Consider the following 16,936-nt stretch of genomic DNA (forward strand, 5'->3'; position numbering starts at 1 on the left):
GGTGAGGCGTTAATTAACCCGGTGATTGCTTCTCCGTCAGCCGACGGGATCGCAATGACAATTAGGGGTATTTACCACTACCTTAACATAAGCGTCTTGATGTCGCCTCATCGCAGGCGGTAATTACATGTAGTGCTAAAGCAGAAGTTTACCAAAGCCTGCGGTGCCAGCGACGAGTTTTTCTTTGATACTTTCTTTTTCACGGCGAAAAAGAAAGTATAGAATCGAATGATTAGCTTATTTCACTTTCGCTAATATCTGATTCGCAGTTAACTTCTCTTGCACACCGCTTTCCATATGCTTAAAGGTAAGCTCGCCGGTTTCGATCTCGTCGCTGCCAATAACCACTACATAAGGAATATTTTTATTGTTGGCGTAATCAAATTGCTTTTTGATCTTGGTGCCCGATGGGTAAAGCTCGGCATTAACACCTTCGCTACGCAATTGTTGTAATAGCGGTAAAGCGTATACCTCGCCTGCTTTGTCAAAGCAGCAGATCAAAACACGTGTAGTTTGGTTGCTGCCTTCTGGGAATAAGTTCAGCTCTTCTAAAACGTCATAAATACGGTCGGCACCGAAAGAGATACCTGCACCTGTTAAGCCCTTTAAACCAAACATGCCGGTAAGGTCGTCATAACGGCCACCTCCGCCAATGCTGCCCATAAATGCTTCGTTTGTTTTTACTTCGAAGATTGCCCCGGTATAATAATTTAAGCCACGGGCAAGGGTAATATCCAGCTCCAGCTTGGCGCGTTGCAGCTTGCAGTTATTGATATATTCAAAAATCGTTTCCAGTTCTTCGCAGCCTTTTAAGCCGGTTGCTGATTCTGCAAGGATATGGCGAAGCTTATTCAACTTTTCGTAATTGGAGCCTTCTAATAAAATGATAGGCTCCAGTTTGTTGATATCTTCCTGTGTAAAGCCTTTGGTAAGTAATTCATTCACCACGCCATCCAGGCCGATCTTGTCCAGCTTGTCAATGGCAACGGTCATATCTACAATTAACTCGGGTTTACCAATGATTTCTGCAATGCCCGAAAGTATCTTGCGGTTGTTGATCTTAATGGTAAAATCTTTCAAACCCAGGTTTGATAAGGCTTCGTCATAGATTAATATAAATTCGGCTTCGTTTAATAACGAATCAGAGCCCACAACGTCGGCATCGCACTGGTAAAACTCACGGTAACGGCCTTTCTGCGGACGGTCGGCACGCCATACTGGCTGCACCTGGAAACGCTTAAAAGGAAAGGTGATGTCATTTCGATGTTGCACAACATATCTAGCAAAGGGAACGGTCAAATCATAGCGTAATGCTTTCTCCGAAGACTCTTCTTTTATAAATTTTTTAAATTTTTGTGTAGCATATTTTTTGATCTGATTTGCAAAATCTGAATAATTTTCAAAATCACCTTCAAAAGAATAGTTACCATCTTTATTTATTGTTCCATTGAACTTTTTAAGAACGTCAACAGTGAGTTGTTCTATAAACGCACTTTCGTCATCTAAGCTTTTTAAAATGTCATCACTTATAATTTCACCACTGTTCAAAACCTTAAAAATCAGCTTATCGCCTTCGTCGCCATACTTGCCTGTCAACGTACTCAGGTTTTCCATCGTTGGCGTTTCTATTTGCTGGTAGCCATACTTGCGGAATACGCTTTTAATGGTGTCGAAAATGTAATTACGCTTCACCATTTCGGCAGGCGAGAAGTCGCGGGTTCCTTTAGGTACAGATGGTTTAATGTTAGCCATGCCGCAAAGGTAAAAAAATGATATATTAACCTTTTGTTTACTGCTAATATTATGAAGGTTGTTATTACTACCCCGCGCCTTATCGTACGCGAATACCTGGAAGATGATCTGCAACTGCGCCAGTTGTTCGGCGCCGATGAAGATGTTACCCGTTTTACACCCAAACGAACACCACAAGAAATTGACGCTTTATTCAGGGATAATCTGCAATTATATAAAAACGGCGAGGGCTTGGGCCGCTGGGCTATCATAGATGCGGAAACCAAAGAATATATGGGCGACTGCATGCTGCTTACCGCCCGCGAAGGTTTAACAGGTGTTGAACTGGGCTACGCTTTTCATAAAAAACACTGGGGAAAGGGTTTGGCAACGGAGTTGGTGGCGGAACTGGTAAGGCATGGTTTTGAAGACCTGCAGCTGAATCGTATTTGTGCAATAACCATTATGGAAAATGTGGCATCGCAAAAAGTGCTGCTGAATAACGGGTTTCAGCAGGTAGAGAATGCTAAAATAAAAGATACAGAGCTGTACCAGTATGTAAAGCACAAAGGCGATTAATTAATCGCCTTTGTTAGTAAGTTCTTTTATGATTTGCTTGCAGCGTGCCTCAATCATTTTAAATACAGGCAGAAATTGATTGTTGTCGTGATATGGGTCTGGCACTTCCTTATGACCTAACAGCAGCTCAACCTTTTTAGCGGCTTCGGCATTAGGCGCTAAGGCCAATACATTGCGCAGGTTTGATTTATCCATCACATAAATTTGATCAAAATCCTCAAAGTCATTGATATGAAACAGGCGGCAAACCTGTTTACTGATATCAACGCCATGCTGCCTGGCGACACTGATCGAACGCCTGTCGGGGCATTCGCCCACATGCCAGTCGCCCGTACCTGACGAATCCACTTCCCAGTTTAAGCCCTGCTCATCGGCCAGGTGCTGCATAATGCCTTCGGCAAGCGGCGAACGGCAGATGTTGCCGAGGCAAACCATTAGAATTTTCATATACCCCTCCTAAATCCTCCCCTGCAGGGAGGACTTTAAAATATTATGATATTAATTGAGATGATTTATGATAGCCCTCCCAACCGGGGAGGGTTGGGAGGGGTTTTATTTAAGCAAATATCTGATTCAACAAGCCTGCAAGGTGTACGCCTGCTTTAAGCATCTGCTTGTTCAGGATATCGATGTACTTAAAGTTGTATTTGTAATTAAGTGTATCACCCGGATGTACATCTGCATAGATTTTTTCAGCCAGTACATGCGAATCATACAGCCATTTGCTGATTGGCTCTTTCTGCCATTCGGCACGTTCAGCTGCCGTGGTATGATTAATCCAGTTGGTGTATTCTGTGTAGCTTAACTGCTGAAAGTCGATTAGTTTACTGTCCCATACCGAGTGTAGGTTGCTTGGCTCACTGAACCAGTTCACTTTAAGGTCGTTTCCGCCTTTGTCTGATGTATGTGCGGTATGCATTGGCTGGTGAATGTCTTCAACAATGTGAATGATCATACGCAGGTCAAGCAATTTGTTCTCTTTGCTGATGCCTGGCTTTTTAATATCAGCGATCAGATATTGCAGCTTGGTATAGGCATCTACACCGGTATCTTCTTTTAAAAACTGCTGCAGTTCCGGGTAATTCATTGGCTTATCAAAGTCGAGAAAGTGCCAGGTATATAGATAATTATATTGCGGGTCTGATTTTATAAAATCGGCCCAGTTGCTGGCCATAGCAACAGATTCGTTGCCTAAAATAGCTTGCACAGCCTTACGTGCTTTAGGCGAAAGGTAGCTGTCGGCAATCTGGCCGCAAATACGGTGGCCTTGTGTTCCCCATGCCATGCTTTGTGCCGGCAGGTAAACAATAGCAGCACCCAATATCAGTTTTTTAAAAAAGTTTAATTTCATTTTAAAGGGGTTTGGGGTTACAAGTAATTCTTTTGGTAAGATGAATAGTAAACGGCGTAACGCTGGTAGTATTGGTAAACTGGTAAAGCGAATCTGTTTTTTTGCTGAACTTAAAACGTTCTTCATAAACGCCGGAACGGAAACAGCCGCCCTCGTCTTTAAGCTTGCCGCTTTTTAAGGTGAAAAAGCCTTTAAGGTGCAGGGTGTCGCTTTGTACCTCGTAACGGCCTTTGGCATATTCTGTCCAGTGGCCATTGCGCATACAGGTATCAGCGCCGTAGTTTACTTTACTAAAAGTGTGCATTTGCACATAAAACGAATCGCAGTCGAACCTGAAATGATATAAAGCATAACTAACCAGTTTTTTCTGGGCGCTGGTGGTGTCCTGTTGCCACTCGCCTTGTATGCCGGCTTCGCCCCTGCCCTGGTAAGCCGGGTTCATGGAGCATGAAGCTAACAGCAATGCTATGCTTAAAGTAAGTATTTGTTGGAAAGGGCGAAAGGTAAGTTTCCTTATATGCATAAAAAAATTCCCTCTCCTTTTTTGGGAGAGGGATATTGAGATAGTTATTTTAAACTTCCGATCATATCTTCTGGGCGTACCCATTGGTCAAACTGCTCGTTAGTCAGCAAGCCTAAGCCAATAGCAGCCTCACGCAATGATGTGCCTTCTTTCAATGCGGTTTTTGCAATCTTAGCTGCATTCTCGTAACCGATGTGCGGGTTAAGCGCGGTTACCAGCATTAAAGAATTTTCAAGGTGTTTTTTAATGCCTTCGTAGTTAGGTTGGATACCTTCAGCGCAATGATCTGTGAAAGAAACGCAGGCATCGCCGATTAAACGTGCCGATTGCAGGAAGTTAGCCGCCATTACCGGTTTAAATACGTTTAGCTCGTAGTGGCCGTTTGAGCCGCCGATAGATATAGCCACATCATTGCCCATTACCTGTGCAGCAACCATAGTTACCGCCTCGTTTTGTGTAGGGTTAACTTTGCCCGGCATAATTGATGATCCAGGCTCATTATCTGGAATATGGATCTCGCCGATACCAGAACGCGGTCCTGAAGCCAGCATGCGGATATCATTTGCAATTTTCATTAATGAAACGGCAATTTGCTTTAAAGCACCGTGGCTTTCCACAATAGCGTCATGTGCTGCCAATGCCTCAAATTTATTTTCGGCAGTGATAAACGGTAGGCCGGTAAACTGTGCAATGTATTCAGCAACCTTAACATCATAACCTTTAGGCGTATTGATACCGGTACCAACTGCGGTGCCACCTAAAGCCAGTTCTGAAAGGTGGGCTAAAGTATTTTTTAAAGCTTTAAGTCCGTGATCAAGCTGTGAAACGTAGCCTGAAAATTCCTGGCCAAGTGTAAGCGGCGTAGCATCCATTAAGTGGGTGCGGCCGATTTTAACTACATCTTTAAAGGCTTCTGATTTCCTTTTCAGCGAGTCGCGCAGTTTCTCAACACCCGGAATGGTAATTTCAGTTACGGCTTTATATGCAGCAATGTGCATCGCTGTAGGGTAAGTATCGTTTGATGATTGCGACTTGTTTACATCATCGTTCGGGTGAATGAAGGTTTTGCCTTCGCCCAGTTTGTTGCCTTGCAATACATGTGAGCGGTTGGCTACCACTTCGTTCACGTTCATGTTTGATTGCGTACCCGAACCGGTTTGCCAGATTACCAGCGGAAACTCATTGTCGAGTTTGCCTGCTAATATTTCATCACAAACAGCAGCAATTAAGTCGCGTTTTTCGGCTGGCAATACGCCAAGGTCTGCATTGGTATAAGCCGCTGCTTTTTTTAGATAAGCAAAGGCTTCGATAATTTCCTTTGGCATAGAAGCCGCAGGGCCAATTTTAAAGTTGTTTCTTGAACGCTCGGTTTGTGCGCCCCAATATTTTTCGGCAGGTACCTGTACCTCGCCCATGGTATCGTGTTCTATTCTGAAACTCATGATCGCTTGGTTTTTTGCGTGGGCAAAGTTAGGTAATAGAAGCTATAATCAAGAACCACGATATAAGAGTTTTACAAAAGCCCTGAAACAACAAAGCCGGGGCAATTGCCCCGGCTCTCTCAATATTATAGACCACTACTATCCGCAACTTGATACAGTAAAGGTAGCATCAATCATCAGTGTGTTTGTTTTCGAGTCGTAAATTGCGGTGCCGCTTAATCCGTTGGTTACGCCAATGCTGATGTTAGTTGTTTTATCAACCCTAAACTCACCGGAAGCAGAAGTTTTACCATTATACGATGTGCTCATGCTATAAGTATGGCCGCTGATCATTTTAGTAACAATGTGGCCGTTAGTTGCATAAACCGGGGTGGTTGTTCCGGCAGTTACATCTTTCAAATACATCCAGGTAGTTGGGCGGGCAACCAGCTGTTTGCTGGTACATTTACCGGTAACGTTAATATCCGCATTGATATAATCAACAGTTGCCGGAACAGGCACGTTTAAATCTACTGAACCTTTACTGCATGGGCTGAACAGTTCGCTTTCGGCTACTTTTGATGTTGGATCGCCCGCTTTAGCATAAACAACCACTTTAACATCGCCCAGATTTGCCGGGAGTGTGTTAAAAGTGCCTTTAAAGCCATCAAACAGGCTTACGGTATATCCCCATGAATTATCAGCGGTTAAGCCGCCCACAAACTGGTCGTCTGCTGAAGCAAGGAATACCTGGTATCCGTCATATTTTCCTGTAGCACCCGTCATGTGTATATTGATGCCTAATGATGAGCCACAGTCCTGACTGTACCAGTTTGCTGCCCACCCGCTCAGGTGGGTAATGTTAAATGGCAGGGAAAGCTTACCGTCGGCATTTAAAGCAACTTTGCCCAGGCTTTCGTATTTCCATTTATTTGTTGTTTCATCAAGGCTCCATAACGGAATGGCATCGCCAACTGCTACTTTATTACCGGTTAGGGGATTAACCAGGTCAGGGTTAATTTCCATAACAGCCTGTACCGGTTTCGAGAAGCTCTTAATTGCGGTGTTACCCGCCATCATATTGATAGAAAAGAAGCCTGCGGTTATAAAGGTAACATTATTAATTGTTGTGTTGTTGGGGCCTGTAACGCTTTTAGGATTAAAGCCACCCGGAAATGCGTTATAAGCGGTTACATTGCTGGTGCCATAATAAACAATGCTGGAAGATAAGGCATTGCCTGTATTAATAACAGCACCGGTTGCATCAAGCATTTTAGTGCCGTCCTGTATAAATAATGTATTAGTTTCAGGGGTATTGCCTTTTGCCGGTAAACTTATCGTAGTGGCCGCTGAAACACCAGCGTTTAGTTGGGTATTTGTGACCGTTGACGAAGTGCCATCGGCAGGTTTAGCATATTCAACTAAAGGCATCACAATTTTTAATTGTGTGCTGTCATTAGTTACGGTTACTGTTTTGCTTACAGGTGCATAGCCCGATACGCTGGCGGATAGGGTAAAAACGATGGGATTGGCCGGTGTTGGGTTGGTGTGCCTGTTTAAGCTGATAGACAGAAAGCCGCCTGTAGCCGTAAAGTTTGTACCGCCATCATCGGTTTGTACGGCATCAGCGTTAGGGCCGCTCACGCTCACCTTTATGGTATTGGGCAAAGCAGTAGTGCTGCCGGCATTGGCATTTATAAACTGCACTAATGCCGGTGACTTTGATAAGGCATCAGTTTTAATGATGACGTTCAGGTCATCGGTAGGTTTTTTGCAGGCATAAATAACCAGGGATAGCAATGCGCAAAAGCCAATGGCAAATATAAAGCGTTGTAGAATTTTCATTTTCGATAGATAAACGATTATTGGGTGATCCTGTAACTGAAATTAAGTTGCAGTACCGGCAACCAGCGGTATGATTTTAAGTTGTTGTCCATTTGCGTTTGCAGCTGATAATTATCGGCCAGCAGGTTGGTGCCTACAATGGTAGATCGCGGGCTGGCTAAATAATAAGTACCCAGATCCATATTAGCTGTAAAGCGACTGTTTAATGAGAAATTGCGGATTAATCCCACACCAACGTAGGGTGCAACGCCTTTCCAGCTTACATCAATGTTAAGCCTGCCAAGTTCTTCGGCAGTGATCACGTAGTTAGCCACCTTGTAATCACCGGAAGGTATTACGTTAATAGCGCCACGAGCGCTGTACAGGTAACCTAAGCCGCCAACCAGCCTAAACCATTGCGCTTTGTCAAAAGGAGTGTAGTCGGCTATTAAATGCACGTTTGAAAACCGGGCCGAAAGGTTGTTGGTTGATTTTAGGCCAGAAAATGTGAACAGGTTATTTGCACTAAGCGGCAAAAAGCTGGCTCCAAAACGCAATGCTGCGTTTTCGGCAAAGTTGTATTTAAACTCGCCGCCTATGCCTTGCGAACCTACTGTGAACTGAACGCCTGTTGCGCCTTTATAAGCTTGTTCCCAAAATGGCTGGGCAATTGCCCGGGTTGCTGCAAGTGCAGTAAACAGCAATACAACTAATAAGGTTAGTTGAAGTTTTCTCATTTACAATTGCGATAAATGTTGTAGCGTTTAACATATTTAAAAATGTGTGATAAGTGATGGTATGGGCTTAAATTATTATAAATCAGTCGGTTATTATCTGCTTTTGCTGCAGGTGGATGGGCGAGAAACAAAGTACTGTACGGCTTTTATTTGTTTCGCTAAAATAGTAAAAATTAAATTTCAATCACGTAAGTTGCTGTGTTATTGAAATATTGGTAAAATATTAACTTATTAATAAATCGCGGATGATTTGTTAAAAAACAACTTGCCGAATAGAACATATACGTCGCTCTTAGCGTTGCCTGTTCATAAGTTGTTATTAACAGTAAATACCTTGATAACGCATAATTTAAAAAAAATAAAACTTTACTTTTTAACTCATGTATAAATGCTGACTTTCGCGTTATTGTAGCGTAAGATATTTACCCGTAAAATGAGTTTAAAGTTTTCTTCTTTTGTTTGTGCTGTTGTTCTTTTAGCATCCTGTTCTTCAAAGCCATCCTCAACCGGCAATGCCAATGCGGTAAAACTGCCGCCTGTGGATACTGCTCAGCTTTTGAAATACGACCCTAAGCATGCCGATGCCCGGATTAATGAAATTATGCAGAACCTGCATAAAAAAAGTGGTTTCAACGGCAATGTGCTGGTGGCTAAAAAAGGCAAAATATTGTATGAAAACTCATTTGGCTGGGCTAACTATCTTACCCGCGACAGCCTGAAAATAAACTCGCGTTTTGAACTGGCTTCTGTTTCCAAAACCATGACATCAACCGCTATTATGATGTTGATGGAGCGTGGAAAGCTGAAACTTGATCAGGATGTGCGTGCCTTTTTTCCGGATTTCCCTTACGAAGGCGTAACCATTCGCCTGCTGCTTACGCACCGCTCGGGGATGATGAACTATGTATATTTTACAGACGATATCTATCGCAAAGAGCACCGAAACCAGCGCAAAGGGCTTACCAATGCCGAAGAAATGGCGCTTATTGCGCAATACAAACCGCACCCGTTTAACAAACCTAACGTAAGGTTTTTGTATAACAACTCTAACTTTATGGTTCTGGGGTCGATCATTGAAAAAGTGACTGGTATGCCTTATGCCCAGTTTATGAAAGAGAATATCTTTAAACCAGCCGGCATGATGCATACGGATGTTTACTCAAAGGCTACGTATGAGAAAATTCCGGTTGATGTTGTTGGGCACGACCGTAACAGCTGGCGCTATTCGGTAGCCCAGAACTTTTTGGATGGCCCGGTGGGTGATAAAGGTATTTACAGCACCGTTGGCGACCTTTATTTATTTGACCGCGCCATGCGCCAGAACAGATTGATCAGCGCGGCTTCACAAGACTCGGCTTATACGCCGCGTAACCCGATGGTACGCGGGCATTTTAATTATGGCTACGGCTGGCGTATTTTCGAAAGCCCTGGCCAGAAAGTGGTATACCATACAGGATGGTGGCACGGTTTCAGGCACATTTATCTGCGCGATCTTAAAAACGATATCACTATTGTATTGTTAGGGAACTTAGTGAACGGCAGCTTGTTGCATCTTGATGAACTGTTTAAAGCCACAGGAATGCCCGTGGTACGAAAAGGCGCTTATAGTGGCAACGGAGATACTGCCGAGGATCAATAGTTTAAACGAGAGTCAATAGACAAGAATCAAGATTGGGTTAAAATTGCCAAATCATCAAATTAGCTAATTGGATTACTATGTTCGATAAAATATTTGAAGCACAACAAAAAGCAGGCGAAGCCAAACAACGCCTGGATAATATTGAAGTAACCGGCACAGCCGAAGGCGGTAAGATCACCGTAGTGGCAAATGCCAACAAAGCGGTGAAATCAATAAACATTGATGAAGAGTTTTTTAAAGGCGCCGATCGTGAAGAGATAGAAGAACTTTTGGTAGTAGCCTTAAATAAAGCCTTTGAGCAAGCAGAAAATGTAAGCCAGGCAGAAATGGCTGCTATGACCAAAGATATGTTTGGCGGATTAGGAGGCTTAGGCAACCTTTTTGGCAAATAAGAGTATTATCTAAAAAACAACTACTGACATTTTATGAAAGCAACATTTTACGGACAGGCAACAATTATGCTTGAAACGGGCGGCAAAAAATTATTGTTCGATCCGTTTATTACACCAAACCCACAGGCAAGCCATATAGATATTACCAGCTTAAAACCTGATTATATTTTAATAAGCCACGGCCACGGCGACCATATTGCCGATGTAGTAGCCATTCAGAAAGACAGCGGAGCTAAAGTGATCTGTATTGCAGAAATTTCTGACTGGTTGGGTAAACAAGGTATTGAAGCGCATGGTATGAATATTGGCGGTGGCTTTAACTTTGATTTTGGCCGTGTTAAAATGGTGAACGCCATACACTCAAGCGCATTGCCTGATGGCAGCAACGGCGGCAATCCTGCAGGTTTTGTAATTTATAGCAACGAGGGTAAAAACGTGTACTTTGCCGGTGATACAGCCCTTACTTATGATATGAAATTATTAGCTGACGATAACATCGATTGGGCTATACTACCAATAGGCGACAATTATACCATGGGTGTTGATGATGCGATAAAAGCCGCAGGCTTTGTTGATTGCAACAATGTAATCGGCGTACATTATGATACCTTCCCGGTAATTAAAATTGATAAAGAAGAAGCGCGTGAGAAATTTATTAAGGCAGGTATAAACATACAATTGCCAGGCCTTGGCGAAAGCGTTGATTTGTAATCGCACATGATATTAAAAAAGCAGGGCGCACCCATAAGGTGCGCCTTTGTTGTTTATAGCAGCCATGCAGATTGCTTAAAATAGAGCAGCGGCTATTTTTTTGTTACATTTGTAATCAAGATATTTTGAATTTATGAGCGAGGAAAGATCGTTAAATTTTATTGAGGAGATTGTTGAAGAGGACCTGAGAGAGGGCAAACATAACGGGCGTGTACTAACACGTTTCCCGCCGGAGCCTAACGGGTACCTGCATATTGGCCATGCCAAGTCTATTTGTTTAAACTTTGGACTTGCACAGAAATATAACGGACAGACCAATCTTCGTTTTGACGATACCAACCCGGTTACAGAAGATACCGAGTATGTTGAAAGCATAAAAGAAGACGTGCGCTGGTTAGGTTTTAACTGGGCCAATGAACTTTATGCTTCTGACTATTTTGATATAATATATGCTTTCGCGCTTGACCTGATCCGTAAAGGCCTGGCTTATGTTGACGATAGTACAGCCGAAGAAATTGCCGCACAAAAAGGTACGCCAACAGAACCAGGTACGCCAAATCAATATCGCAGCCGCAGCGTGGAGGAAAACCTGCGCCTGTTTGAGGAAATGAAGGATGGCAAATATCCTGATGGAGCAAAGGTGCTGCGTGCAAAGCTTGACCTTGCTTCGCCTAATATGCACATGCGCGACCCGATCATGTACCGCATTAAACATGCACGCCACCACCGCACGGGCGATAAATGGTGCATCTATCCGATGTACGATTTTGCCCACGGACAGTCGGACGCTATTGAGGAGATTACCCACTCTATCTGTACGTTAGAGTTTATCCCCCACCGCCCGTTGTACGAATGGTTTATCGAAAAACTGGAGATCTTCCCATCGCGCCAGTATGAATTTGCGCGCCTTAACCTTAACTATACCGTAATGAGCAAGCGCAAGCTGCTTCAGTTGGTTAACGAAGGCCACGTAGAGGATTGGGACGATCCGCGTATGCCGACCATCAGCGGTTTGCGCCGCCGTGGCTATACCCCTGCTTCTATCCGCGATTTCTGTGAGCGTATCGGTGTTGCCAAACGGGAGAATATTATTGAAGTAAGCTTACTCGAGTTTTGTATTCGCGAAGACCTGAATAAAACCGCATGGCGCCGTATGGGTGTTCTTGATCCTATAAAGCTGGTGATCACTAACTATCCGGAAGGGCAAACCGAAACCCTGCATGGTGAAAACAACCCCGAAGTTGAAGGTGGCGAAGGCGGCCGCGACATTCCTTTCAGCCGCGAACTTTGGATAGAGCGCGAAGACTTTATGGAAATTCCGCCTAAAAAGTTTTTCCGCTTAGGCCCGGGTTTAATGGTGCGCTTAAAACATGCTTACATTATTAAATGCGAAGACTTTGTTAAAGATGCCGAAGGCAACGTAACCGAGATCCATTGTTCTTATATCCCGGAGTCTAAATCCGGACAGGATACCAGCGGTATCAATGTAAAAGGTACCATCCACTGGGTAAGTGTTCCGCATGCAAAAACTGCTGAAGTACGCTTATATGACCGCCTTTTCCGTGTGGAAGATCCGGCCAATGAAGAGGGCGACTTTAAAGAATATTTAAACCCCGACAGCCTGAGTATTATCAATGCTTACATTGAGCCTGATTTAGCCAACGCGCAACCGGGCAAAGGCTATCAATTTATCCGTAAAGGCTACTTTACTATAGATACTAAACACGCTACCGCCGATAAACTGGTATTCAACCGTACCGTTACACTAAAAGACGGCTGGACAAAGAAATAAGCGCATGTAGCTATAATGAAGCCTGTGGGAAATCCTCACAGGCTTTTTTAATGTAGCAATCCTGTATAACTATGCCGATGTGTTTTTACTGCTCGGATGAGTCGAAAATATGATCCAGAATATAACAGCAAATACGCAATAACAGCCGGTAATAACCATGATTACTAACGGTGCCTGATGGTTCTTTATCACAAATTTTACTAATGCAGCAGCGCCTGCAAAAAAATGTAACAGGTTAGCGATTGAAATAGGGCGATTGTAAATGCCGCCGATTATTGCGCCTTTGGCCATCCAGTTAAGTATGGCAAAGCCGCAGTACATAGCACCTAATAGTTGTGTAAGTATTTGAAGAATTGGTGAGTTGGCAATGCCCATTAAGCTTGTAAAGCTTTCGGGTGCAAAGCTTAAAGTAATACCGATAGCAGCTAAGAAAATAGCGCTTACGGTCATGATTAATTTAGTGTTCATGTAATTTAATTAGGGATGATAAACATATTGATAAATAGCGATATGTTTACGTTTAATCATGCACAATCGCTTCGATCATTCTAATTACCATCAAATCTGCGATAGCCTGGCAGCCAAAGATGCTGATCTGGCGATGATACTTGATCGCTTTGGCTATCCGCCGTTATGGTCGAGGCCAAACACGTTTGAATCGTTGGTGCATATCATATTGGAACAGCAGGTGTCGCTGGCATCGGCATTGTCAGCTTTAAATAAATTGAGAGAACGGATACAGCAAATTACACCTGCCCGGTTCCTGCTTTTAACAGATGAAGAATTAAAAGCCTGTTATTTCAGCAGGCAGAAAACGGCTTATGTACGTTACCTTGCCGAAGCCTTGTTAAGCGGGCAGTTAAATTTATCGGAACTGGAAGTGCTAACCGATGATGCGGTGAGAAACAAGCTCACAGCATTAAAAGGCATAGGTAACTGGACTGCCGACGTATACCTGATGTTTGTATTGCAACGTGCTGACGTCTTCCCGGTTGGTGACCTAGCTGCTGTTAACGCCCTTAAAGAAGTTAAAGGGTTGTTAAAAGATACGCCGAGAGAGGTGCTGATTGATGCAGCTAATGAATGGCAGCCTTATCGTACCGTGGCTACCATGATGCTGTGGCATTATTATTTAAGTATTCGCAAAAAGCAAATGTCATAAAATACCTGATTATTAGACGCTTGCTTCTCAATTGTTTTATATTAATTATTGGCTTATATTTACAAAGTAATGATGAGCAAAGTCATTTTGTAACCCTTATATTTGCGTGCTAATTAATTGAATTAAACCCACGGGCAAAAATAATGAGAATATTCTTACTTGTCTTTCTGATGGCTGTAGGTACAGGTGCATCAGCTCAATGGCGAATTTTCAAAAAACACGAACGTTTCCCGCAAATTCCGCAGGTTGTCGACAATTCGTTCACCCGCTTTACCAGGTATAGCATCGATAAAGTGAGCAAGTTGCCATCGGCAAAGGTTTCGCGCAGCGATTACAGCCTGGAGCTTGAAGAAAACTATGTGATGAAAACGGCTCAGCATAACATGCGTTTCCGCGTTTATGACGAAGCCAGTTATAACTTTAGTAACCTTGCCCAGCTATATCTGCAACAAAACCGCTACTCTGAAGCAAAATGGTTTTTTCTGCAAAGCAACAATATTTCACGCCAGCAAAATAATGATAAGCTTACCATTGCCAACCTCGTATGGCTGGCAGGTATAAAATCAGAGATTGGCGATTTTAAACTGGCACAACAAGACCTGACCGAGGCACGCCAGATGGCTTCCTCACATGGCTGGCATGAAGATATAGCCATGGTTGACCAGAAACTGAAATATATCCAGAGCCACCGTGTAACCACAAAAGTAGAATTACGCTATGCGGGCAGCATCCCGGTAGGCGAAACAAATACAGTTGTTGTTGACTAAGTTGTAAACCTGTTTGCAAACTTATCGTTACGGCTAAAACATTATTCGGTAATATTTTATTAGTAGATACGAGACAGCTTTGTAGCTGTCTCTTTTTGTTTACATTAGCAAAATAAAGTACTGTATTTTGATGTTTTACAACATAAGCGAATTAGAAACAGCTAAACACATGTTTAAGAAATTATATATTTTAGTGGTGCTGGGCGCTGCCCTTGCATGTAATGCCGCCCCAAATAAGCCTGCTCTTAAGATAGCCGGCCCCGGGGATTTACATCCCGACGAGCAACAAAGTGTTGTTTGTAAAGAAGTTGCAGAATTAATTACCCGGTACAATTATAAAAAAGTAGCGCTTAATGATTCGTTGTCATCTATCATTTTTGATCGTTACATCAAATCATTAGATGAGAACCATAACTACTTTTTAGCTTCGGATATCAAAAGCTTCGAGCCGTTCAGAAATATACTGGATGATGATATTAAAGACGGCAACCTTAACGATGTCTTCTACATTTTTAATGTTTATAAAAAACGTTATAACGAGCACATCAGCTATTCGTTAGCCCATCTTAATGATAATTTCGATTTCAATAAGAACGAAACTTTCACGTATGACCGTGATAGCCTGCCATGGGTAGCCAGCCAGGCTGATATGGATAATTTGTGGACTAAGCGTGTAAAGTATGACATGCTTAATCTTAAACTGGCAAGTGCCGACATGGCAAAAAATAAGGAGACGTTAAAAAAACGATATAACAACCTTTTAAGCCAGTCGAATAAATTATCAAACCAGGATGTATTGCAGGTATTTATGGATGCCCTTACCAACGCCATAGATCCGCACACCAGTTACTTTAACCCGGCAAATGCGGCTGAGTTTAATATAGATATGTCGCGCTCGCTTGAGGGTATTGGTGCAACATTAGGTTCAGAGAATGAATACATTACTATCAAATCAATTGTGCCGGGTGGCCCTGCTGATAAAAGCCACCAGATTAATATTGATGACCGTATTGTAGGTGTAGCGCAAGGTAAGGCTGGCGAGTTTCAGGATATTGTGGGCTGGCGTGTAGATAATGCCATTACGCTTATCCGCGGTGCAAAAGGTACATTAGTACGTTTAAAGATATTGCCTAAAGGCAGAAGCGCTGCCGAGCCAAAAATAGTAAGCATTGTTCGCGAAAAGATTATTCTGAAAGATCAGTCGGCTAAGAAAGAAATCCGTACCTATAATGAAAACGGCAAAACAGTTAAGATCGGTGTAATTTCTGTACCGGCATTTTACCTGGATTTTGCTGCTTACAAAGCAGGCGACCCTAACTATAAAAGCACCACCCGCGATGTTAAGTTAATACTGGACACCCTTAAACGCGAAGGCGTTGAAGGTGTGGTGATGGACCTGCGTCAAAATGGTGGTGGCTCGCTGATAGAAGCGGTTGACCTTACCGGCTTATTTATCAAAACCGGACCTGTTGTGCAGGTACGCGATACACGTAATAAAGTAGAAGTAGACCAGGATGAAGATCCGGGTATTGCATGGAGCGGCCCATTAGCTGTTTTAACTGACCGTTTCAGCGCTTCGGCATCTGAGATTTTTAGCGGCGCTATTCAGGATTATGGCCGTGGATTAATCATCGGTACACAAACCTATGGTAAGGGTACTGTGCAAAGCGTTATCGACCTTGACCAGGTGATCAGCCCGTCTATCAAAGATATGCTGGCTAACCTTACTCAAAAGAATAACAGCAAGGCTCCGGGTGCGCTTTCTAAATTTGGCCAGCTTAACCTTACCATGGCTAAGTTTTACCGTATTAGTGGTGGTTCTACCCAGCATAAAGGTGTAACACCAGATATTACTTATCCTGCTATTATTTCACTACAAAAATATGGTGAGGATACTGAGCCTTCTGCCCTGCCTTATGACATGATCCAGCCAAGCACCTATACTAAGGTTGGTGATTTTAGCCAGGTATTGCCGCAATTGCGCAAAATGCACGACGACCGCATGGCTAACAGCGCCAGTTATAAATATCTGCTTGAAGATATTGCTGAAATGAAGAAACGTGAAGCAGAGAAAAGCATCACCTTAAATGAAACGCAGCTGAAGCAGCAGCGCGACAGCGACGAGCAGAAAGCCTTTGAGCGCAATAATCAACGCCGCGTGGCTTTAGGGTTGCAGCCTCTTAAAAAGGGACAAACTGCGCCCAAAAATGAAGATCTTGACTTCTTAAAAATAGAAACAGGACAAATACTTACAGATTACATCACTTTGGGTAATAAGCTTACACGAGCTAATCCGTAACAGTAATT

General features: G+C 43.1%; 16 protein-coding genes. 8 read left to right on the forward strand and 8 right to left on the reverse strand.

Features of this window, described 5'->3' with window-relative positions; all coding sequences use genetic code 11:
• Nucleotides 1-237 precede the first annotated feature (237 nt).
• Complete coding sequence (gene hisS / locus PQ461_RS00310; protein WP_274207617.1) at nt 238-1,752, reverse strand: histidine--tRNA ligase; 1,515 nt, start codon at nt 1,750-1,752, stop codon at nt 238-240.
• 51 nt (nt 1,753-1,803) lie between these two features.
• On the opposite strand from hisS, the gene PQ461_RS00315 reads away from it, so the two are divergent.
• The gene (locus PQ461_RS00315) at nt 1,804-2,310 is read left to right on the forward strand and encodes a GNAT family N-acetyltransferase (protein WP_274207618.1); all 507 of its coding nucleotides are present in this window, start codon (nt 1,804-1,806) and stop codon (nt 2,308-2,310) included.
• On the opposite strand, the gene PQ461_RS00320 is transcribed toward PQ461_RS00315, so the two are convergent.
• From PQ461_RS00320 to PQ461_RS00345, 6 genes are all read right to left on the reverse strand, one after another.
• Nucleotides 2,311-2,757 carry a low molecular weight protein-tyrosine-phosphatase gene (locus tag PQ461_RS00320; protein ID WP_274207619.1) on the reverse strand — a complete coding sequence of 149 codons (447 nt, stop codon included), beginning with the start codon at nt 2,755-2,757 and terminating at the stop codon, nt 2,311-2,313.
• Between the two features lie 109 nt (nt 2,758-2,866).
• Entirely contained in the window at nt 2,867-3,661 is a 795-nt protein-coding gene (locus tag PQ461_RS00325; RefSeq protein ID WP_274207620.1) for a S1/P1 nuclease, read from the reverse strand.
• 1 nt (nt 3,662) lies between these two features.
• The gene (locus tag PQ461_RS00330; RefSeq protein ID WP_274207621.1) at nt 3,663-4,184 is read right to left on the reverse strand and encodes a fumarate hydratase; all 522 of its coding nucleotides are present in this window, start codon (nt 4,182-4,184) and stop codon (nt 3,663-3,665) included.
• Between the two features lie 44 nt (nt 4,185-4,228).
• Nucleotides 4,229-5,626, reverse strand: a complete 1,398-nt coding sequence (gene fumC, locus PQ461_RS00335) for a class II fumarate hydratase (protein ID WP_274207622.1) — start codon at nt 5,624-5,626, stop codon at nt 4,229-4,231.
• A gap of 138 nt (nt 5,627-5,764) precedes the next feature.
• Nucleotides 5,765-7,450 (reverse strand): hypothetical protein, encoded by a 1,686-nt coding sequence (locus PQ461_RS00340; protein ID WP_274207623.1) that lies wholly within the window; start codon nt 7,448-7,450, stop codon nt 5,765-5,767.
• 17 nt (nt 7,451-7,467) lie between these two features.
• On the reverse strand, nt 7,468-8,166 hold the full coding sequence (locus PQ461_RS00345) for a hypothetical protein (protein WP_274207624.1): 699 nt from the start codon (nt 8,164-8,166) through the stop codon (nt 7,468-7,470).
• Nucleotides 8,167-8,599: 433 nt separating this feature from the next.
• On the opposite strand from PQ461_RS00345, the gene PQ461_RS00350 reads away from it, so the two are divergent.
• The 4 genes from PQ461_RS00350 to PQ461_RS00365 all read left to right on the forward strand — a co-directional run bounded on the left by PQ461_RS00350 (nt 8,600) and on the right by PQ461_RS00365 (nt 12,700).
• Nucleotides 8,600-9,805 (forward strand): serine hydrolase domain-containing protein, encoded by a 1,206-nt coding sequence (locus tag PQ461_RS00350; RefSeq protein WP_274207625.1) that lies wholly within the window; start codon nt 8,600-8,602, stop codon nt 9,803-9,805.
• Between the two features lie 77 nt (nt 9,806-9,882).
• Entirely contained in the window at nt 9,883-10,197 is a 315-nt protein-coding gene (locus PQ461_RS00355) for a YbaB/EbfC family nucleoid-associated protein (RefSeq protein WP_274207626.1), read from the forward strand.
• Nucleotides 10,198-10,230: 33 nt separating this feature from the next.
• A complete protein-coding gene (locus PQ461_RS00360) occupies nt 10,231-10,908 on the forward strand; it encodes a metal-dependent hydrolase (protein WP_274207627.1) in 678 nt (225 codons plus the stop codon).
• 133 nt (nt 10,909-11,041) lie between these two features.
• Entirely contained in the window at nt 11,042-12,700 is a 1,659-nt protein-coding gene (locus PQ461_RS00365; RefSeq protein ID WP_274207628.1) for a glutamine--tRNA ligase/YqeY domain fusion protein, read from the forward strand.
• A 69-nt stretch (nt 12,701-12,769) separates the two neighbouring features.
• Here PQ461_RS00365 and PQ461_RS00370 read toward each other — a convergent pair whose 3' ends face one another.
• Entirely contained in the window at nt 12,770-13,168 is a 399-nt protein-coding gene (locus PQ461_RS00370; protein WP_274207629.1) for a hypothetical protein, read from the reverse strand.
• A gap of 58 nt (nt 13,169-13,226) precedes the next feature.
• Between PQ461_RS00370 and PQ461_RS00375 the strand changes: the two genes are divergently transcribed.
• The 3 genes from PQ461_RS00375 (at nt 13,227) to PQ461_RS00385 (ending at nt 16,928) form a co-directional block, all read left to right on the forward strand.
• On the forward strand, nt 13,227-13,862 hold the full coding sequence (locus PQ461_RS00375; protein WP_274207630.1) for a DNA-3-methyladenine glycosylase family protein: 636 nt from the start codon (nt 13,227-13,229) through the stop codon (nt 13,860-13,862).
• 143 nt (nt 13,863-14,005) lie between these two features.
• Nucleotides 14,006-14,629: a hypothetical protein gene (locus PQ461_RS00380; protein ID WP_274207631.1), complete on the forward strand. Its 624-nt coding sequence runs from the start codon at nt 14,006-14,008 to the stop codon at nt 14,627-14,629.
• A gap of 169 nt (nt 14,630-14,798) precedes the next feature.
• Entirely contained in the window at nt 14,799-16,928 is a 2,130-nt protein-coding gene (locus tag PQ461_RS00385; protein WP_274207632.1) for a carboxy terminal-processing peptidase, read from the forward strand.
• Nucleotides 16,929-16,936 lie beyond the last annotated feature (8 nt).

Source organism: Mucilaginibacter sp. KACC 22063 (genome assembly GCF_028736115.1).
In the GTDB taxonomy this organism is placed as follows: domain Bacteria; phylum Bacteroidota; class Bacteroidia; order Sphingobacteriales; family Sphingobacteriaceae; genus Mucilaginibacter.